Here is a 17,381-nt window from a genome sequence, read left to right as displayed (position 1 = left end):
GACCTACCGTCCGATGTATATACTCGTTCATCTGCTTATTAGTTTTATTGCTTCAGGGGCTTTTGGCATCCTCTTTAACGCTCCTAAACGAACCCTGCTCCAATGCGGCCTGTCCGGCATGCTTGGCTGGCTCGTCTACATCCTGCTGGAGCCAAGGATGGAGAGTGTATTTTCGACCGTTGCGGCTACGTTCTTGGTTGGCGTCCTTAGCCAGCTGTTTGCCCGCGTTTACAAGAAGCCTGTCATTATATTCAGCGTGGCCGGGATTATCCCGTTGGTTCCGGGCGGGCTGGCGTATGACGCGATGCGGCGGTTCGTGGAGAACGAATACAATTTGGCTGTGGAGCTTGCCGCTAAAGCCTTCCTCCTATCCGGTTCGATCGCGATGGGGCTCGTCTTGTCCGAGGTGCTCGGCCAGCTCTTGATCCGGCGGATCCCGCAGCGGCTTCGCAAGCGAACAGCCAAACCATAAACAAGCGCTAACCGCTTATCGCGGCAGCGCCGTTTTCATCCAAAACGTATTGACATACACCAGCTCAAAACCGCATTTCAGCATGTTCGCATGGCTGGCCGATGCAAACTCCACATCGGTGTAAACCCGCTTCAGTCCGAGCTCCCTTGCCGTTTGCAGCCGGTGCCGGATCAGCGCCGTTTGGATGCCGCGCTTCCGGTACGCTGGGAACGTAAAATCGTTGGCCAAATACCCGGTATCGCCGCGCATAAATAAAGAACCCATTCCTGCAGGCTCCCCGCCAAGATAAGCGACGAAATTTTGAAAATCGTCCCGGTAGTAGTACCGGATCTTCCGCTTCACCATTCCCTCGTCCAACGCAGAACCGTCCCCGCCGCGCGACTGCTCGATCAGCGAGCGTTCGTTATTAAACTTCGTCAGCTCCGTCTCCAACTGAACCAATCGTTCCACGTCGCGAAGGACGGGATGGGACTGTCTGGAGAGGGTCATCATAGGCGTTTACTCCTTTTCAGGTTCTCGCGCAATTCAGCAGCAGTAGATCAATTTGCATCTTCTACGCAGCGGCAGGCGTGATATAATAACTAGCGACTGCCATTAAACGGTATTCGATTCCATATAAGCGTCTAATTCCATATTAGCGCATAAGAAAGAAGTGAACAGCAAGAGATGATCGGCGATATTGTATTGGATGTCGTTTTGCCCATTTTTATCCTCATCGGATTAGGCGCCTTGATGCAGCGAGCCTTTAAGCTTGATTTGTATACGCTGGCCAAAATCAACTTCTACTTCGTGACGCCTGCCGTCGTCTTCGTCAGCATGTACGAATCGGAGATGTCCGCGGATCTTCTGGGAAGCGTTACGGGGTTTTATATTTTGTACGTCCTGCTGCTCTATGGGGTCAGCCGGCTTGTCAGCTGGCCTCTGAAGTTTGGACCCGGCATGCGGGCCGCCTTCACTAACAGTCTGATCCTCGACAACTCCGGCAATTACGGGCTGCCGATTAATCAGCTGGCCTTTAAAGGCGATCCATTGGCTGCTTCCGTTCAAGCGCTGGTAATGACGTTCCAGAGCCTGGTCACGTTCACCTATGGCGTGATGTCCGTGCAACGGGCCAAGTCCGGCGGCACGCTGAAGGCCGCGTTGATCGGGTTTCTTAAGATGCCCGTCCCTTACGCCTTGGTGCTTGGGATGGCGCTGCATTTGCTTCAATGGCCAATCCCTTACTTTGTGTCCAAGCCGCTTGGGTACATCGCCGACTCGATGGTGGCGATCGCCTTACTAACGCTTGGCGCACAAATTGTAAAATATCCGCTGCGGCTCGATCGGATTGACGTCTACGTCAGCGTCGCGCTGCGTCTGCTAATTGGCCCGGTGATCGGGTTCATTTTGGTATGGGCGCTGGGCCTCAAAGGAATTCCAGCCCAAGCGCTGCTGATCGCTTCCGGCATGCCCACCGGCGTCAACAGCACCATCCTTGCGGAGGAGTACGACAACGAACCGGATTTTGCCTCGCAAACCGTGCTGATCTCCACGCTGCTGAACATCATTACGATGACTGCCCTGATTTCCTTATCCAAATACGTCGGATAGTCCCCAAAAATAAAGAACCTTGCGCCATTAGGGCGGAAGGTTCTTGCTTTATGCTCGGATGCTTTATTCGTCTTGCTGCAGCGCGGCTTCATGCTCCTTCACGAATTGCTCCGGCGTCACCGCCTTACCGAACAAGGCTTGAATCATATTTAAGTGCGTCTGGGCCGCATTCCATTTCATTTGCACGTCGGCAAATAAGGTCAGGTTGCTGGCATTGTTCAGCTCATCCAGCAAATCGATGTAGAGCTGAGGCAAATCCGAAGCCGCCGTATCCACCTTGGTTGCCGGAATCACCCCGGCCGTACTGACCGATTCGGCCCCCCACTTGCTGATGAAATATTCCACAAACTTCTTCGCTTCGTCTTTGACTTTGGAGTTCTCCGCAACGAACAAGCCGACCCCCGGTCCGCCTACCCAGCTGTTAATGTCCCCTTTACCGCCGGTAAAGGTTGGGAATTTGAAGAACCCGACATTGTCTTTAAATTGCTGAGGCACGTCCGGGTTACTCGTAAAGTTAGGCACCTCCCAGGTCCCAGCCAGGAACATGGCAGCTTGTTCTTTCATGAATACCATTTTGCCTTCCTCATTGGACAAGCCGTTAAAGCCTTTATTAAAAGCGTTCATATCCACCAGCTTCTGGATTTCCGCCGCCGCCTGAATCAGCGCCGGGTCCTCGAAGCTGCGGGAGCGGTCGATCGCCTGCTTCATCGTTTCCGGTCCGCCGATCCGGTCGGCCAGGTACATATACCAGATCGAGCCCGTCCACCGGTCCCGGTTCCCCAGCGCGATCGGGGTTACCCCCTTGCTGTTCAGCGTGCGGATCACGTCCAGGAACTGATCATAGGTTTGCGGCACTTCCAAATCGTATTTGTCAAAAATCGCCTTATTATAATAAATCGGCGAGATGTTCAGTTCGATCGGCAAGCCGTACGTTTTGCCCTGCACCGCATAAGCATCGGTCGCCCCCGGGACGAACTGGTCCTTCAAGCCGCGTTCCAGCAAATCGTCAAGCGGGGCGAACAGGTCACCCTTCACGTAGGGGTCCATGAAGCCGGCAGCCCAGGTGACGCCAACGTCAGGAAGCTCGTTCGCCGCGGACAAAATTTTTAATTTATTTTTGTATTGCTCATTTTCCATCACTTCTTGCTGAATTGTGATATTCGGATGCTCGGATTGATATTGGTCGATGATCTCGTTCACCAGTCTATTTTGCTGCGGAGAGGCACCTGCCGGCCACAAATGCATAAATTGAATCGTTACCTTCTCGCTGGCCGCCGATGCTTCTTGGTCATCCGCCCCGCCGCCCCCCGCCGCCTTGTCGCCGACGCAGCCGGAAAGTCCCAGCAGCAGGAGAAGCGCAATCCACAGGGTAGATGCTGTTTTCTGGTTGGACATGCTTTAGCCCCCTAGTTATCCCGGCTATTCGTGTAACCGCTTCAACCCAAGTTTATCACGTTGATGATTCCGCTTCCATAGCAAGCAGAGGGCAACAAACCGTTCGCCGCAAATATCCGTGATTGAACGGCTAAGGCTTAGGCGTCATCTTCCGTCTCTTTCGTCCGGCTGCGGTATTTGCTGGGACTCATCCCTTCATAGTTTTTGAACACCTTGATAAAATATTTGTCGCTTTGATAACCTACACGCTCAGCGATCTCCCCAACGGACAACGTCGTCCGCAGCAGCAGCTCCTTAGCGCGGAGCACCCGCAATCGGGTGATATATTCGCTGAAGGTAAGGTCGGTCTGCTCTTTGAATAGCACGCTGAAGTAACTCGGATTCAGATGCAGATGGTCGGCCACCTGGCGCATCGTAATCGGCTCGTGCAAATGCTCGTCCAGGTAATTCAGTGCCTCCCGCACCTGGGGCGTATATTGCGTATCCGTATCCTTTGTCTCCAGCAGCCGCGGGTCAACCAGCTTCTCCATCGTTTCGATTCGATGCCGGTCGTCCTCCACCCGCAACGCCTGCTCTACGGCCTGAACCAGCTTGTGCTTGTCCACCGGCTTCAGCAAGTAATTGACGACGCCGAGCTGCATCGCTTTTTGCGCGTATTCGAATTCCGCATAACCCGAAATGATAATCGCCACCGGCTTGAACTGCTTATGGCGCTGCTGCATTTCGATCAGCTCCAGCCCGCTGATGCCGGGCATGCGGATGTCCGTGATCAGCAGATGAGCGACATGATTCTCCAGCCAAGCCAGCGCCGCCTGCCCGCTGTCCGCCGCCTCGATCCGGTACCGGCCGGCAGACCAGGCTTCCAATGTTTTCGTAAAGCCCTGTCTTGTTCTCGGTTCATCTTCCACCACAAGTATGGTTTTTGTCTGCTTCATACCGTTCCCCCGTAATCACTAGGTATTTCAAAGCTTACGGACGTTCCTTCGCCCGGGCGGCTGGTCACTTGCAAACCGTGCTTCTTCCCTTGCTCCTCATCATAATACAGGCGAAGTCGCCGTTGTACATTTACAATCCCGACGCCTGTCCCCTTCGAGGAAATGGAAGGTCCGCCTTCCATCGCCTGCAGTAGGCCGTTTAACGTTTCCTCATCCATGCCGGGACCGTTGTCCCGCACGGTGATTTTCACGTAACCTTCCTTGTCTGAGGATTCGACGCATACGCTTACTTTGCCCTGGCCGAGTTGCTTTTCAACCCCGTGCAAAATTGCGTTTTCCACCAGCGGCTGAATCAGAAGCTTTGGAATTTTAACATGGCGGAATTCGCCGGCATCAATGGACCAGGTTAACCGTTCCGCAAGTCGGATAGTCATCAGCTGCAGGTATCGTTCCACATGCTCCAGCTCGTCCTCGATCGTCACCCACTCGTCCTGGTTGGGGCTGCTGATAATGTACCGGAACAAGTTGGACATGCCGACGACCAGGTTGGCCAGCTCCTCCTCCCCCTTGTCCTCCAGCGACCAATAGAAGGCCTCCAGCGTATTAAACAGAAAATGAGGGTTGATTTGAGCTTGCAACGCCTTTAATTCGGTCCGGCTTTGCAGGAGCTCCTTCTCGTAAACGACACGGATCAATTCGTTCATATTGTCGACCATTTGGTTGTAGGAATTGTTCAGCTCGTTGATTTCCATCGTGCTCGAGAACATCGGGTTCCGCTGCAGCACCCCGAATCTCGCCCCGCGCATCGCCTTGATCAACCGGAAGATGGGCCGGGTGATCATCGTGGACAGCGACAGCGACATGATCAGGAACAGCAGCACCCCTATGGCTCCCGAAGCGAGGACAGCTGTTCGCAGCGCGGAGATCCCGCTGGTGACGTAGCTCATGGGCGTGAAGAAGACCAGCGTCCACCCCGTAGCTTTGGAGGCTTGTTTGACCTCAATAAACCTCTGCCCGCCGATGGTGATATTTTTTCCTTCGTTGCTCAGCAGCTCCTTCAAATTTAATTCTTCCGCAGGAAAGCTGAAATTGGATGCCACGGGACGCTGATTCCCGTCAACCAGCAGGATATACTCCCCAACCTCTTCGTCGATCTGCTCATGGATTTGAAAATAAGTCCGATCGAGCCGCACCATTAAATATCCCCCGGACGAAAACCAGCGGTCCAGCAAGCTCACCCGGCGCAGCGCCAGCACGGTAGACGGATCGCGCGGATCGATGCCAATCCAGACGAGCGCACCTTTGCCCCAATTCGCGGCGTTAATCCATTCCGAATCGATCGTGTCGATCAACTCGGTTTCGTTCAGCGGGAACAATCGGCGATAATCGTTAGTATATAACTCAAGCGACTTGATGCCGGTCACATAGGCCTGATAGTCACTAAACAGCGGCAGCAGCGATTGGCGCGAGCTAAAGGGCGTCTCCTTCCCTTGCACCTCAGCGAGCAGCAGCTTCTGGACGTAATCATCGGTGGCGACCTGCGTGGTCAGCGTATTGATCTGGGCAATCAGCGCATCCAATCGGCCGTTGGCCTGCATCGCGGTTTGACTGATATGCTTCTCAGCATTGGTTTCCAGCAGTGCGGACATCCGATAATAAGTGAGTACGCTGGCGATTCCCAGGACAAAAATCATCAGCAGCATAAAACTGATGAAGATTTGATTTCTTAAGGTAAACCATCGTTTCGGCTTTTTCACGTCCGCTCCAAACCTTTCCACCCAAAGTATACAATCCGATCCCATCATATCCGAAAAGGACCGGGTGAACTATGGATTTTTCGAAATTGTCACGTATAATGGGAAGGCGACGGCTCCCGTAGCCAGTACAATACATAAGCATTTTATAGGAAAAAGCCAAGGTTTTCTACTGCGGCTGGTAAAGAGAAGGGGATCATCACAATGAACACAATTACGCCAAACCACGCGGTCTTTTTTGACGTGGATGATACGTTATACGACCACCTGCAGCCTTTTCGCGAGGCACTGGAAGAGATCCTGCACACCGGGCCGAACTTCCCCTATGAATCGGCGTATCACCGGATGCGCTATTACAGCGATTATCTTTCCGCCCAAGCCGGGGGTACGCCCACCTACGGGCAGGTGCTGGAATCGATGCGCACCGAACGTTTCGTGCGTTCTCTAGGGGAGTTTGGGCTCTCGCTGACAACCGAACAAGCCGCGGCGGTACAGGCCGCTTACCTAGGCCGTCAATTTGACATTCGGCCGTTTCCCGGAGCGCTGGAGCTGATCGGCGAACTCCAGGCGCGGGGCGCCGTCGTCGGAATCATTACGAACGGACCGCCGGACCACCAATGGCGAAAGATCCGGGCACTGGGGGTCGATCGGCTGATTCCCGCCGAGCTGGTGTTCATCTCGGGTGCGGTTGGCTTGACGAAACCGGATGCACGCTTGTTCAACCTGATTGCAGGGAAACTGGGCATAGCACCGGATCAGTGCTGGTATATCGGAGATTCCTGGCGCAACGATGTCGTAGGGGCGGCCGGCGCCGGCTGGCACTCCATTTGGTTCAATCACCGCGGAATCCCGCCCGAATCCGATCCGCATCTCCCCCATACCCCGGTTGCCAGTTATGCCGAATTATCCCGGCTATTATTGAGCGAATCCATGTAAAGACGATCACGCACAGAATGCTGCGAGCAAAGGGCAGCATTCTTTTTTTGCGGAGACCGTGATCGTCGGACCGCATGACGCCTTTAATGAATCAATAGGGACCAATCTGTCCATTATCCGTCGCAGGCTGAAAGTCGAACAATCCGAAGTCGGCGAAGTTTTCAAATCGAAGGTATCCATGCTTTATATTGATCGGCAAAGCGTTAGCCCGCCGCGGATTCTGGCAGTATTTGGATACCTTTATGCGCGACCCTAACATTTTTGGTATACGAACTAAGTTCAATCGGGTAATCGAGCGAAGTCGAGAGCGGCACATGTCCCTCAATCAATACGCGTTCCCCTTGCCGCTGCGGCGGCTCGAAACGGCCGCGCATCTGCACGAGGTCGTTCATCACCCGGCCGGCATTCTCTTCAGGAACAACGATACGGCCATGCAAAATGGGCTCCAGCAGTTGCGTGCCGGTATTGGCCAGCCCATTCATCATTCCCATCGGTGTGGCGACGGCAAAATCCAGCGGATGGGTATGCCAAACATGATGCTGGCCATAGGTAGCGAACGGTCAAGTTCAAGGTGAATAGCACGACCATGCTTGTTAACGGCGAATCGGTGACACCCGGATACGCTGGCGGTCCACCGGCCAGGAGAAGAAGCTGGCTGCCCTGGCGCCCGGAGCTACTGCTGATACGACCTTCGAGGTCAACAAGTCCGGCGGCTACTATGTATCCCATGGCTACGAGCCCGGCATATACCATATTGCTGTCGACGGCAAACAGCGCCGCTTGTCCAAGGATGCAGTGGACCAATACGTTCTGACCGACTCTGGCATGATCTATACGTTGGTTTACAAAGAAGGGGTTTACTCGGTGAAATAAAATAGGGTGGCAAAAAAACGGCGGCAGCCTCGGAACTTCAACTACGAAGTTTGAGGCTGCCGCCGTTTGAATTTGTACGTCACAGTACCCGCTGCAAAAAAGACCGCGTCCGCTCATGCTGCGGCGCACTAAACAGCTGCTCCGGCCGGCCGGATTCGATCATCTCCCCGTCCGCCATAAACATCACGCGGTCGGCCACCTCCCGCGCAAAGCCCATCTCATGCGTGACGACGATCATCGTCATCCGCTCTTCGGCGAGCTGCTTCATCACCTGCAGCACCTCGCCCGTTAGCTCGGGATCCAGCGCAGAGGTCGGCTCGTCGAACAGCAGAATCTCCGGATTCATCATCAGCGCCCGGGCAATGGCGACCCGCTGCTTTTGCCCCCCGGACAGGTTAGCCGGATAAACCTCCGCTTTATCGGAGAGCCCGACCTTCTCCAGCAGCTCCGTGGCCTTGGCGCGGATGTCTGCAGCCGGCTGCCTTTTCACCAGCTTGGGTGCGAGCTCCAGGTTCCCGCGCACCGTGAGGTGCGGGAACAGATTGAAATGCTGGAACACCATGCCCATACGGGCGGTAATTTCCTTGAGCTTGGCACTGCCGGCATACCGCCCATTGTCCACCAGCGACTCGCCTCCAATCCGGATCGTCCCCCCGTCGATTTCCTCAAGATGGGCCAAGGCACGCAGCATGGTGCTCTTGCCCGAACCGGACGGCCCGATCACCGCCAGCACCTCGCTCGTAGCGACGTTAAAGGAGACGTTTTTCAGCACCTCCAGCTGGCCAAACGATTTTCGTAAATGCTCGACTTGAACGATTGCTTGATCCATGATTCCAGCCCTTTACTCAAATTTGAACTTCCGTTCCAGCGCCTTAAACAGCACGGTCAGTACCAACGTCATCAACAGGTACAGCACGCCCGCAAGCACAAACGGTACGATCGTAAAATCCCGGTTGACCGCCGTTTGCGCAAAATGCAGCAGCTCGGGAACGGCCACTGCATAAAGCAGCGCTGTATCCTTGACCAGCGTAATCGACTCATTGGAGACAGCGGGCAGCGCGATGCGCAGCATCTGTGGCAGCACGATCCGCGTTGTCGTCTGCCAGCGGCTGAGCCCCAGCACCTTCGCGGCTTCATATTGACCCTTATCGATCGCCAGCAGGCCGCCGCGGAAGATCTCAGCGAAGTACGCCGCGTAATTCAGCGTAAAAGCAACGCAAGCGGCGACGAACCGATCCATCACGAGATACTCGCCGATCACCGGGATGACCGGCAGCCCGAAGCAAACGAACAGCATTTGCAGCAGCAACGGCGTACCGCGCATGACATAAATATAAGCCCCGGCAAACCAAGCGACTGGCTTGATCCGGCTGCGAACCATAAAGGTAAAGGCGAAGCCCAGCGGAATCGATGTCACGATGGCCAGAAGAAACAGCCAAATCGTGGTTTTCGTCCCTTCCAGCATCGGCCCCAGGATACTTAACAAATACTCCAGACTCATGATCGCTCTCCTCGGAACATCTTGGATTTTAACACAACCAGCAAAAAACCGGATTCCGAAGCAATCCGGTTTTTACGCGTTTCGTTTCTACTTCAGCACTTTGTCTTCGCCAAACCATTTCTTCGAAATTTCCGACGCGGTACCGTCCTGGTTCAGCTCGTCGAGCGCCTTCTGCAGCTTGTTCAGCAGCTCCTCGTTCCCCTTCTTCACGCCGATGCCGTATTCTTCAGGCGCCAGCGACTCATCCAGCAGCTTAAACGTACCTTCTTCCTTCGCCATATAGTATCTCGCCACAACTTCGTCGATCACGACCGCATCAAGCCGTTTCGTTTTGAGATCCGTAAGCGCAAGTACGTTATCCGGGAATTCCGAGATGGTTTTGATCTCGCTCTTGATCGGAGCCGCGTCCAGCGCATCCGCTGCGGAAGACAACGCCTGCAAGCCCACCGTCTTGCCAGCTAGATCGCTGAGCTGGGTGATTTCCGAATCGGCCAGCGTTACGACCACCTGGCTATTTTTCAAGTAAGGCTTCGTAAACAGGACCTTGCCCTTACGCTCCTCCGTAATCGTATATCCGTTCCAGATCAGATCGATCCGTCCGCTGTTCAGCTCAGATTCCTTAGCCGACCAGTCGATCGGCTGGAAGGTGGCCTCCATCCCCATTTTCGCCGCCGCCGCTTTGGCGTAATCAATGTCGAAGCCGACAATTTCGTTATTTTCGTCGCGGAACCCCATCGGTGCGAATTTATCGTCGATCCCGATGACCAGCTTGTTGTCGTCCTTCCCGGAGCCCGAGCCCGAACAGCCGGCCAGCATCGTCAATACCAGCGCCATCACAAGGCCCAACATTGCCATCTTTTTGTTTGTTTTCATCCTGTCTCTCTCCCCCTGAAGTTAGCCACTATGTGTGCAAGCATATTTTAGCGCGCTTCTTATCATGTACCTTTACCTTGTGCTGCTTCCTGTGCTGGTTCATCCTGCACATGCTTCCACGCACACTTGTATCGTGCACCTTTAACCTTGTGCATGTTTCTTTCGCGTGCACGCTTCGATCATGCTGCTTTTTCTTGTGCTTGCTTCTACAAGTAGGCCTTTCGTTTGCTTTAGTTCGCTAATACGTTATCAGACTATCATGATACCATACTACCAAGAAAGAGTCGATAGGATGTATAGCGTTTGTCAGAATCTCCCGGTTATTGTGACAATACTTCGAACGTTCCAACAACGTTAAAATTATGACGATCGATCCCTAAATTTCGAGTCTTGTTATTCGGGTCGGAACATGCAAGGATAGAAGAGTAGGTAGAGACAACACGACTGTCGGCCAAAGGATATGCCGTATTTTTGTAAACGTTTACTTTACTGATCGAAAAGAGGGAAATGTCATGAATCAATCCAATACCCCTGCATTGCCGTGCCGGAACATCGCCGTCAACCAGCTCGGTTATCCGTCCGAAGCCGCCAAATCATTTGTTTGCGCCGGACAGGGGGGCGAGTACGAAATTGTGGATACCGCTTCGGGAGATGTGGTTTACCGGGGGATCACCGGCCCTACGCAGCCGGACGAAGCGTCGGGAACAAGGGTCTGCCGGGGCGATTTCGGCGATCTGAGAACGCCGGGAACCTACCGGATTTTCCTGAACGGCGAGAGCTCGGCGACGTTTGCGATCGGCAGCAATCCCTATGCCGATTTGCAGCAGGGCCTGCTGAAGGCTTTTTATTATTTGCGCTGCGGCATGGAGTTGGAGGAGTCCTTCGCCGGCCCGTGGAAGCATCACGCCTGCCATGCTTCCGAAGGCATCGTGTACGATGATCCTACCCTCCGTCTGGACAGCCGGGGCGGCTGGCACGATGCCGGCGATTACGGCAAATACACCGGGCCGGGAGCCAAAGCGATTACCGATTTGCTATTGGCTTACGAAGGGAATCCCCTGGCGTTCGAACGGCCGATCCCGCTGCCGGAGAGCGACGGCCGGATGCCGGATGTGCTGCACGAATGCCGTTATGAGCTGGATTGGCTGTTTAAGATGCAGGATCCCCGGTCGGGCGGCGCCTTTCACAAACTGACGACGAAGCAATTCCCGGCGCTGGACATCATGCCGGAGGACGACCGGGCAGACCTGTATTTCCTGCCGGTCTCCGCCACCGCTACCGCTTGTCTGGCCGGCGTGATGGCGATGGCGGCGCGGGTTTACCGCTCGTTCGACGACGCCTTCGCAACCCGCTGCCTGCAAGCGGCTGAACGCGCCTGGTCCTGGCTGGACCGTACGCCGCCTCACCCGGACGGGCCCGGTTTCAAGAATCCGGCCGACGTCGGCACGGGAGAATACGGCGATGCCAGCGACCTGGACGAGCGGTATTGGGCAGCGGCTGAGCTATTCCGCACGACCGGTGAAGCGAAATATCACGAAGCCTTCCGGGGGCTGGCAGCCCAACCCTTCGCCAAATACGAGCTGGGCTGGACCAATATGAGCGGCTACGGGACGATCGCTTACCTGCTCGGCGCAGAAGCGGGAGCAGACACGGATGCCGCACTGCTCGCCGCGCTGCGGCAGGGGCTGCTCGAAGAAGCCGAGCGATTGGCCCGTCGTTGCGCGGAAGATGGCTATCTAACCTCCTTGCGCCCGGAGGATTACATTTGGGGCAGCAACATGGTGCTCATGAATAACGCGATGCTCCTCATCCTCGCCGGCCGCATTGGCGGAGAGGAACGTTACCGGGAGCTGGCGCTGGAGCATATCCATTATCTCCTGGGCCGCAACGTGCTGGATCTCAGCTACGTGTCCGGATTCGGCGACCGTCCGGTCAATCGCCTGCACCATCGCCCGTCCGTAGCGGACGGGGTCGAGGCGGCCGTTCCCGGCCTGGTGTCCGGGGGCCCGAACCGCAACCTCAACGATGACTATATGATGGAGCATCTGCAGGGCCAACCGCCGGCAAAGTGCTTCGTCGACCATGAGTTAAGCTACGCCGGCAACGAAGTGACGATTTACTGGAACTCGCCGGCCGTATTCGCCGTATCTCAGTTTGTGAAGTAACCTTTCACTTCAAAGGACGCCGCAGCGCTTGCGCCTGCGTGCGTCCTTTGTTTGTTTGGCTCGGTTGTCTGCGGTGTCCCCGCAGGCGTTATTCATGGCTCCGCGTTCGTGGCCGCGCCTAGCCCGGGCGATCTATATGAAATTTCATTCTCATTAGGCCGTGATGACGCCAAACGCCAAGGATATGTATGAAATTTCGAGCATACGCTTGATTATCGTCAAAACGAGGAATTGTATATGAAATTTCACACTAATTAGTTGCTCCTGAAAAAGTCGATTTTCAAAAATAGTTTCGGGTTGCTGGCTGGGTTGTGAGGGGGAACTTTCCCTAATGATCGGTTTCCATGTTAGTTTTGGAGCATTTTTGCCGCTCTTTGCAGGTTGTGGGTCAGAATCCCGAAGCCGACCCAGCATTTTGAGCCGACAAAGCCCCGATACCTGCTGCGGTTCAAACCGTACTTCCGCTTGAGAAGACTAATCTTCGCTTCTCCAGCTGCACGGTAACGCTGCAAGTCTTTGAACCATAATTCGTTTTCGTACTCGGATCGGGCAATGCCTTTTTTGCCCTTTCGCGGCAAGCTAGCTCGCTTCACACCAAGTTCGGTAATGGCCGTTTCGTTCTTCTTGCTTGAGAAACCGCGGTCGGTCGCTACAGCTTGCGGCGCTTTGCCGAATTGCTTGATATGCGCCTGTACAGCGGGAACGAGCAGTTCATCATCCGAGGGGTTCCCCTCGTAGACAGCGTAGCCGGTCACAAAGCCGCTTTCCGTCTCGTCGATTCGCACCTTGTAGCCGAACTCAGTTCCTTTGGCCAGCTTACCTTTCTTAATCGGTCTTGCTTCCGGGTCAAAGAAACTGACGATCCGATCTGCGATGATTCGATTGCCGGAAACGACCTGTTTGGCTTGTTCCAACAACTTGCCGGTTAGCGTGACCGCCTCGGTCAGTTTGGTTTTACTTTGTCGAAGAGCAGCTTTGCCCTTGTCTTGCAGTTTCTCGATAACGGCTTGCGCCTTGTTCACAACGTTCTCGGCTACTTCGATTACGCTCCCAGTGATCCGGTCAACTTCTTCCCAAGATTCACGGGTGCGGCGACGTAGAACTTTCGCGATGGACAGAATCTTTTCCTTGATTTCTGCCGTACGATCTTCAAAGCCTTGAACAGTGTGGGAGGCGACTTTCCGGATTTTCTGAATCGTTCGAGTGATGACTTTTACGCCATCTTGCAACAGCGTAGCGTCTGTCGGGTGATGGATGTCGGATTCCACAACCGTCGTATCCGTGCGCAATTTGCGGGTTTTCAGAACGGCTTTTTCCTCACACTGCTTTACGAGTGCGGCATTGATGTCTTCGACGATCTTGTCGCCGTAGCGTTTGCGGGCATAGATGAGCGTAGACGGGTCGGGCATCGGTTCGTCGATGGCAAACCGGCAGAACATTCGCCATGTGATGCTGTCACCGACTTCCTTCACGAGTGACTCGTAGCCCAAATTGTATTTATGCTTCAGGACCATAAGACGGATGTACTTTTCAATTGCAAGCGTAGGACGGCCGCTTTTCTTGCCTTTCGGGTGCAACTCAGTAAACGGTTGAAGAAAACGGTCGTCGTCCAGTAATTGATCTATGATTGCAAGCTCGACCGGCAACTTTCTAACAGATTCCGGGAGAATGGCATCCCAGATGGTCAATTGCTCGTCTCGAAGTTTCAACATTTTCTTCACCTCTTGGAAGGATTCCCGAGGGCTTCTGTTGAACTCCTATAGCAAAGGAATTCTTCCCTCGGGGTGTGGAACTTTGTTATCTCGTCAATAACAATTTCCATTTTGAGGTGCTGAATTCCTTTTAATTATGCTCAAAACACCCTGACTTTTTCAGGGGAAACTAATTAGTCTGTATAGGCGCCTAACGCCATAGATATGTATGAAATTTCGAGTATAATCGCTTGTTTGACGGTCAAATGTAGAAGTTCATGACTTGTGCCTTAAGCGGCGGGCGGTATCGGGAATCGATAGGTTCTTCTTCCATACCAAATAACCCGTCGCCTACCCCGTCGATCAACTTGCGCAAGCAAGCCCTTCTCCCCTCCTGTCCCTCGTATGCAAAAACCGCCCGATTCGCATCGGACGGTTCTCGGTTGCTGCTGCTAGCGGTTCGTAACCGCGGCAAGGGCAAACTGCACGATCGGCGTGACGTCGGGCAAGCTGTGGGGATGATGGCCCCCACCCGGCTTGAGGATCGTCGTCACCGTGCCGCCATAGGCTTGGTAGGCGCGCTCCAGCACCGCGCCGTTCTCGTCGAACGGCACGTCGACGTCGGCGTCGCCGGAGACGAGCAGCACCGGCACGCCGGCACGGGCCGGTGCGTCCAGCCCCGCCAGCAGGCGCTCCGTCTCCTCGCCGGCAAGGCGGGCGACGTCTGCCGGAGAAGACGCGGCTTGGGCGATGCCGTACGCCGCCAGACAGTCGCGCCACTCCTCCGGCGCGCCCCGACCCGCACCCTGGCCCCCCGGCCAGCTGCGGATGTCCACCACCGGCGCGTCGAGGTACAACGCTGCGACGCGATCCGGGTACAGCGCGGCGTAACGCAGCGCGTACAGGCCGCCCCGGCTGAAGCCGAACAGCACCGGCTTCGGGGCGAGCCCGTATTTCGCGGCCAACTCGGCGCGAAAGGCTTCCATCTGCCCGGCGGCGAACGGGCAGCCGTAGAGGTGGCTCAGTCGGCAATAGGCGACATGCCAGCCTTGCTCGAGCAGGGCCAGATCGGCGTCCGCGAACGCGCCGAAGAACTCGCTCCGCCACACCCACGGCCGACCGGGCGCGGCCTCCCGAGGAGCGACCGCCACGCATTCGCGGCCACCGAAGTAAAAGTCGGTGCGCGTGAATCCTTCCCATTCGCGCACCTCCTTGCTCTCCGCGCCGCCTTCCGCCGCGGCCGCCCGACTGATCGCCGGCAGCAGCGCCTCGGCTTGCTGCAGCGCTTCCGCCAGCGGCGGCGTCTCCATCTTGTTCGGGTTCGTGTGCCCGACATGCTCCCGCCATGCCGCGTTCAGCACGGCCCGGCGCTCGCCGACGAGCCGGATGAACGCGCTGTCGCCGCCGTCCGCCCAAGACGGCATCCGCTCCAGCTCCAGATGGAAGACGCGGCTCAGGATCGTCCGTGCGATCACCCAATGTCCGTCTTCGTTCGGATGGATGCCGTCCCCGTAACGATAGCCGGGGTCCGCTTCGCGGCGCGCGCGAATCAAATCGCCAAGCGGCCCGCGGAGATCCACCACCGTCAGCCCTTCCGCCTCGCCGTACTCGCGCACCCAAGCCGCATAACGATCCAACACAGCGTTATAATCGATGTAAGGAAGCTCAAACGAGTAGTCGTCCATGCCTTCCGGCACTGCCTCCCCGCCGATCGAGGCAACGTCGAACGGCGGCGGCGTCATCAGGATGACGCGGGCTCCCGCGCCGCGCACCCGCTCAACGGCCCGGCGCACCCCGTCGCGATAAGCCTCGAAACGCTGCTCCCCAAACGGATGGTAGATGCCGTCGTTCATTCCGTAGCAAATGAACGCCCAATCCGGCTGCACTTCCGCCAAGGCGCGCTCCAAACGCTCGTGCACGCAGGGACGGGGAAACGGATGATCCGCTTCGCTGGTTCCCGCCGCGGTTTCGCTGCTTACCCCCAAATTGATCCACTCCAACCGGCGTTCCGGCAGATGCTTCAGGAAAAAAGCCTCCAAATTACGGATATACGTCCCATTCTCCGTGATGCTGTCGCCAAAAAAGGCGATCCGCTTGCGGAGCGGCAACGCGAGTAAGTCAGCGCTTTCAATTTCCATGGTCAAAGCAGCCAACCCCTTTCTATATAAAGTTAAATATGAAACCGGCTCCGGAATTTGCCGGGCGATTCGCCGGTCCAGCGTTTGAACTGCCGGCTGAAATGGGCAATATCCTTGTAGCCAAGTCGTATCGAGACGGCTTCGACCGATAGCTCCGGCTCCATCAGCAACAGCTTGGCCTTCTTTAGCTTCAGCGCCGATAAATACTGGCGCGGCGACATCCCGTACACGCTGCGGAAGATCCGATTGCAGGAGGACGCGCTGTACCCAAGTCCAGCGGTAACCGCCGCAACGGTCTCACGCGACCGGTCCCCGTCCAGAACGTCGACGGATCGACGACCGTGGGAGCCGTTACCACGGGAGACGCTACTGCCGGAACTCCTTCCGCCGGTGATGCTGCCATGGGAGCCATCCCCGCCGGCGCCATTGCTGCCGGAGCTTGCGTTCCCCAACGTTGACGCGCTCCAGGCCGTCTCCGGCTCCTCGACGCTGCGCTCCAGCGCGGCGGCGATCTCCGCCGCGATCCGGTTCATCCGGCTGCTCGGCGCGCCGGACTCCTGCTCTGCCAGCCCTTCGCTCAGGCCGGCAAACAGCTCGAACACCGCAGCCATCGCCCGCATCTTGTCCGCCAGCTTCGCACCTGACCCGTCCGAGGTAAGCGCGATCAGCTTGTCCAAGCTCGGCCGAATGACTTGGGCCAGCGGCCCGTCTGCGGTGTGAAGCGGTGTCTCGCCTCGGCACAACAGCTCGCGAAGCACGGGCTCGTCGACGTTAAAATGCAAGCAATAATACGTCATTGGCTCCGTCCCCAGCGCCCGGCTTTCATGCACGTCTTCAGGGCGAAGCAGCAGGAAATCGCCGGGCTGCTGCACATAACGTTTGCCGCCGACGATCATCTCCTGGCTGCCTGCCAGCAGCAAGTTCACCTCAAACAGCGGGTGGCTGTGGCGCGGATACGACCACTCCGGCGTTACCGTACGCAAATGCGCGGCAAAGAGCTTAAACGTCGAATCCATATTTGGCAGCATATACTCGGTAACCTGATGCTCTCTAGCCAC

The 17,381-nt window shown here is 56.0% G+C and carries 16 protein-coding genes; 5 read left to right on the top strand and 11 right to left on the bottom strand.

Translation table 11 applies throughout. From position 1 onward, the window contains the following. Positions 1-13 precede the first annotated feature (13 nt). The gene (locus ACL02P_RS23135) at positions 14-472 is read left to right on the top strand and encodes a threonine/serine exporter family protein (RefSeq protein WP_009226241.1); all 459 of its coding nucleotides are present in this window, start codon (positions 14-16) and stop codon (positions 470-472) included. 15 nt (positions 473-487) lie between these two features. Here the strand turns inward: ACL02P_RS23135 and ACL02P_RS23130 are convergent, their stop codons facing one another. Further along, positions 488-964: a GNAT family N-acetyltransferase gene (locus ACL02P_RS23130; RefSeq protein WP_009226240.1), complete on the bottom strand. Its 477-nt coding sequence runs from the start codon at positions 962-964 to the stop codon at positions 488-490. Between the two features lie 174 nt (positions 965-1,138). On the opposite strand from ACL02P_RS23130, the gene ACL02P_RS23125 reads away from it, so the two are divergent. Beyond that, entirely contained in the window at positions 1,139-2,062 is a 924-nt protein-coding gene (locus ACL02P_RS23125; protein ID WP_009226239.1) for an AEC family transporter, read from the top strand. A gap of 63 nt (positions 2,063-2,125) precedes the next feature. Here ACL02P_RS23125 and ACL02P_RS23120 read toward each other — a convergent pair whose 3' ends face one another. From ACL02P_RS23120 to ACL02P_RS23110, 3 genes are all read right to left on the bottom strand, one after another. Continuing rightward, positions 2,126-3,457, bottom strand: coding sequence for an extracellular solute-binding protein (locus ACL02P_RS23120; RefSeq protein WP_009226238.1), 1,332 nt, complete (start codon positions 3,455-3,457; stop codon positions 2,126-2,128). Positions 3,458-3,594: 137 nt separating this feature from the next. Beyond that, positions 3,595-4,392 (bottom strand): response regulator transcription factor, encoded by a 798-nt coding sequence (locus tag ACL02P_RS23115; RefSeq protein ID WP_009226237.1) that lies wholly within the window; start codon positions 4,390-4,392, stop codon positions 3,595-3,597. Then, positions 4,389-6,149, bottom strand: coding sequence for a sensor histidine kinase (locus ACL02P_RS23110; protein ID WP_009226236.1), 1,761 nt, complete (start codon positions 6,147-6,149; stop codon positions 4,389-4,391). Before ACL02P_RS23110 ends, ACL02P_RS23115 begins: the two co-directional genes overlap by 4 nt. A 201-nt stretch (positions 6,150-6,350) precedes the next feature. Here ACL02P_RS23110 and ACL02P_RS23105 point away from each other — a divergent pair, with 201 nt between their 5' ends. Both ACL02P_RS23105 and ACL02P_RS23100 read left to right on the top strand, forming a co-directional pair. After that, a complete protein-coding gene (locus ACL02P_RS23105; RefSeq protein WP_009226235.1) occupies positions 6,351-7,082 on the top strand; it encodes an HAD family hydrolase in 732 nt (243 codons plus the stop codon). Between the two features lie 58 nt (positions 7,083-7,140). Further along, positions 7,141-7,338 carry a spore germination protein gene (locus ACL02P_RS23100; protein WP_323075914.1) on the top strand — a complete coding sequence of 66 codons (198 nt, stop codon included), beginning with the start codon at positions 7,141-7,143 and terminating at the stop codon, positions 7,336-7,338. Here ACL02P_RS23100 and ACL02P_RS23095 read toward each other — a convergent pair. The 4 genes from ACL02P_RS23095 to ACL02P_RS23080 all read right to left on the bottom strand — a co-directional run bounded on the left by ACL02P_RS23095 (position 7,286) and on the right by ACL02P_RS23080 (position 10,329). Beyond that, positions 7,286-7,573: a hypothetical protein gene (locus ACL02P_RS23095; RefSeq protein WP_412838164.1), complete on the bottom strand. Its 288-nt coding sequence runs from the start codon at positions 7,571-7,573 to the stop codon at positions 7,286-7,288. The genes ACL02P_RS23100 and ACL02P_RS23095 overlap by 53 nt on opposite strands. A gap of 461 nt (positions 7,574-8,034) precedes the next feature. Beyond that, positions 8,035-8,784, bottom strand: a complete 750-nt coding sequence (locus ACL02P_RS23090; RefSeq protein ID WP_311202306.1) for an amino acid ABC transporter ATP-binding protein — start codon at positions 8,782-8,784, stop codon at positions 8,035-8,037. 12 nt (positions 8,785-8,796) lie between these two features. Continuing rightward, positions 8,797-9,456, bottom strand: coding sequence for an amino acid ABC transporter permease (locus ACL02P_RS23085; protein WP_009226232.1), 660 nt, complete (start codon positions 9,454-9,456; stop codon positions 8,797-8,799). An 87-nt stretch (positions 9,457-9,543) separates the two neighbouring features. Then, entirely contained in the window at positions 9,544-10,329 is a 786-nt protein-coding gene (locus ACL02P_RS23080; RefSeq protein ID WP_412838163.1) for an amino acid ABC transporter substrate-binding protein, read from the bottom strand. 512 nt (positions 10,330-10,841) lie between these two features. Here ACL02P_RS23080 and ACL02P_RS23075 point away from each other — a divergent pair. After that, on the top strand, positions 10,842-12,494 hold the full coding sequence (locus ACL02P_RS23075; RefSeq protein WP_412838162.1) for a glycoside hydrolase family 9 protein: 1,653 nt from the start codon (positions 10,842-10,844) through the stop codon (positions 12,492-12,494). A 347-nt stretch (positions 12,495-12,841) separates the two neighbouring features. Here the strand turns inward: ACL02P_RS23075 and ACL02P_RS23070 are convergent, their stop codons facing one another. The 3 genes from ACL02P_RS23070 to ACL02P_RS23060 all read right to left on the bottom strand — a co-directional run bounded on the left by ACL02P_RS23070 (position 12,842) and on the right by ACL02P_RS23060 (position 17,381). After that, complete coding sequence (locus ACL02P_RS23070; RefSeq protein WP_019007868.1) at positions 12,842-14,206, bottom strand: ISNCY family transposase; 1,365 nt, start codon at positions 14,204-14,206, stop codon at positions 12,842-12,844. Positions 14,207-14,637: 431 nt separating this feature from the next. Continuing rightward, a complete protein-coding gene (locus ACL02P_RS23065) occupies positions 14,638-16,323 on the bottom strand; it encodes an alpha/beta fold hydrolase (RefSeq protein ID WP_412838280.1) in 1,686 nt (561 codons plus the stop codon). 32 nt (positions 16,324-16,355) lie between these two features. After that, a complete protein-coding gene (locus ACL02P_RS23060; protein WP_412838161.1) occupies positions 16,356-17,381 on the bottom strand; it encodes an AraC family transcriptional regulator in 1,026 nt (341 codons plus the stop codon).

Source organism: Paenibacillus sp. MB22_1 (genome assembly GCF_047200555.1).
Taxonomy (GTDB): Bacteria; Bacillota; Bacilli; order Paenibacillales; family Paenibacillaceae; genus Fontibacillus; species Fontibacillus phoenicis.
The sequence above is the reverse complement of the archived record's forward strand: the minus strand, read 5'-3'. Positions and strand labels throughout refer to the sequence as shown.

Excerpts from the sequence above, each read along its gene's own strand:
- ACL02P_RS23135 (WP_009226241.1), top strand. The coding sequence starts at position 14 with ATGTATATACTCGTTCATCTGCTTATTAGTTTTATTGCTTCAGGGGCT.
- ACL02P_RS23130 (WP_009226240.1), bottom strand. The coding sequence starts at position 964 with ATGATGACCCTCTCCAGACAGTCCCATCCCGTCCTTCGCGACGTGGAA.
- ACL02P_RS23125 (WP_009226239.1), top strand. The coding sequence starts at position 1,139 with ATGATCGGCGATATTGTATTGGATGTCGTTTTGCCCATTTTTATCCTC.
- ACL02P_RS23120 (WP_009226238.1), bottom strand. The coding sequence starts at position 3,457 with ATGTCCAACCAGAAAACAGCATCTACCCTGTGGATTGCGCTTCTCCTG.
- ACL02P_RS23115 (WP_009226237.1), bottom strand. The coding sequence starts at position 4,392 with ATGAAGCAGACAAAAACCATACTTGTGGTGGAAGATGAACCGAGAACA.
- ACL02P_RS23105 (WP_009226235.1), top strand. The coding sequence starts at position 6,351 with ATGAACACAATTACGCCAAACCACGCGGTCTTTTTTGACGTGGATGAT.
- ACL02P_RS23095 (WP_412838164.1), bottom strand. The coding sequence starts at position 7,573 with ATGGGAATGATGAATGGGCTGGCCAATACCGGCACGCAACTGCTGGAG.
- ACL02P_RS23090 (WP_311202306.1), bottom strand. The coding sequence starts at position 8,784 with ATGGATCAAGCAATCGTTCAAGTCGAGCATTTACGAAAATCGTTTGGC.
- ACL02P_RS23085 (WP_009226232.1), bottom strand. The coding sequence starts at position 9,456 with ATGAGTCTGGAGTATTTGTTAAGTATCCTGGGGCCGATGCTGGAAGGG.
- ACL02P_RS23080 (WP_412838163.1), bottom strand. The coding sequence starts at position 10,329 with ATGAAAACAAACAAAAAGATGGCAATGTTGGGCCTTGTGATGGCGCTG.
- ACL02P_RS23075 (WP_412838162.1), top strand. The coding sequence starts at position 10,842 with ATGAATCAATCCAATACCCCTGCATTGCCGTGCCGGAACATCGCCGTC.
- ACL02P_RS23070 (WP_019007868.1), bottom strand. The coding sequence starts at position 14,206 with ATGTTGAAACTTCGAGACGAGCAATTGACCATCTGGGATGCCATTCTC.
- ACL02P_RS23065 (WP_412838280.1), bottom strand. The coding sequence starts at position 16,323 with ATGGAAATTGAAAGCGCTGACTTACTCGCGTTGCCGCTCCGCAAGCGG.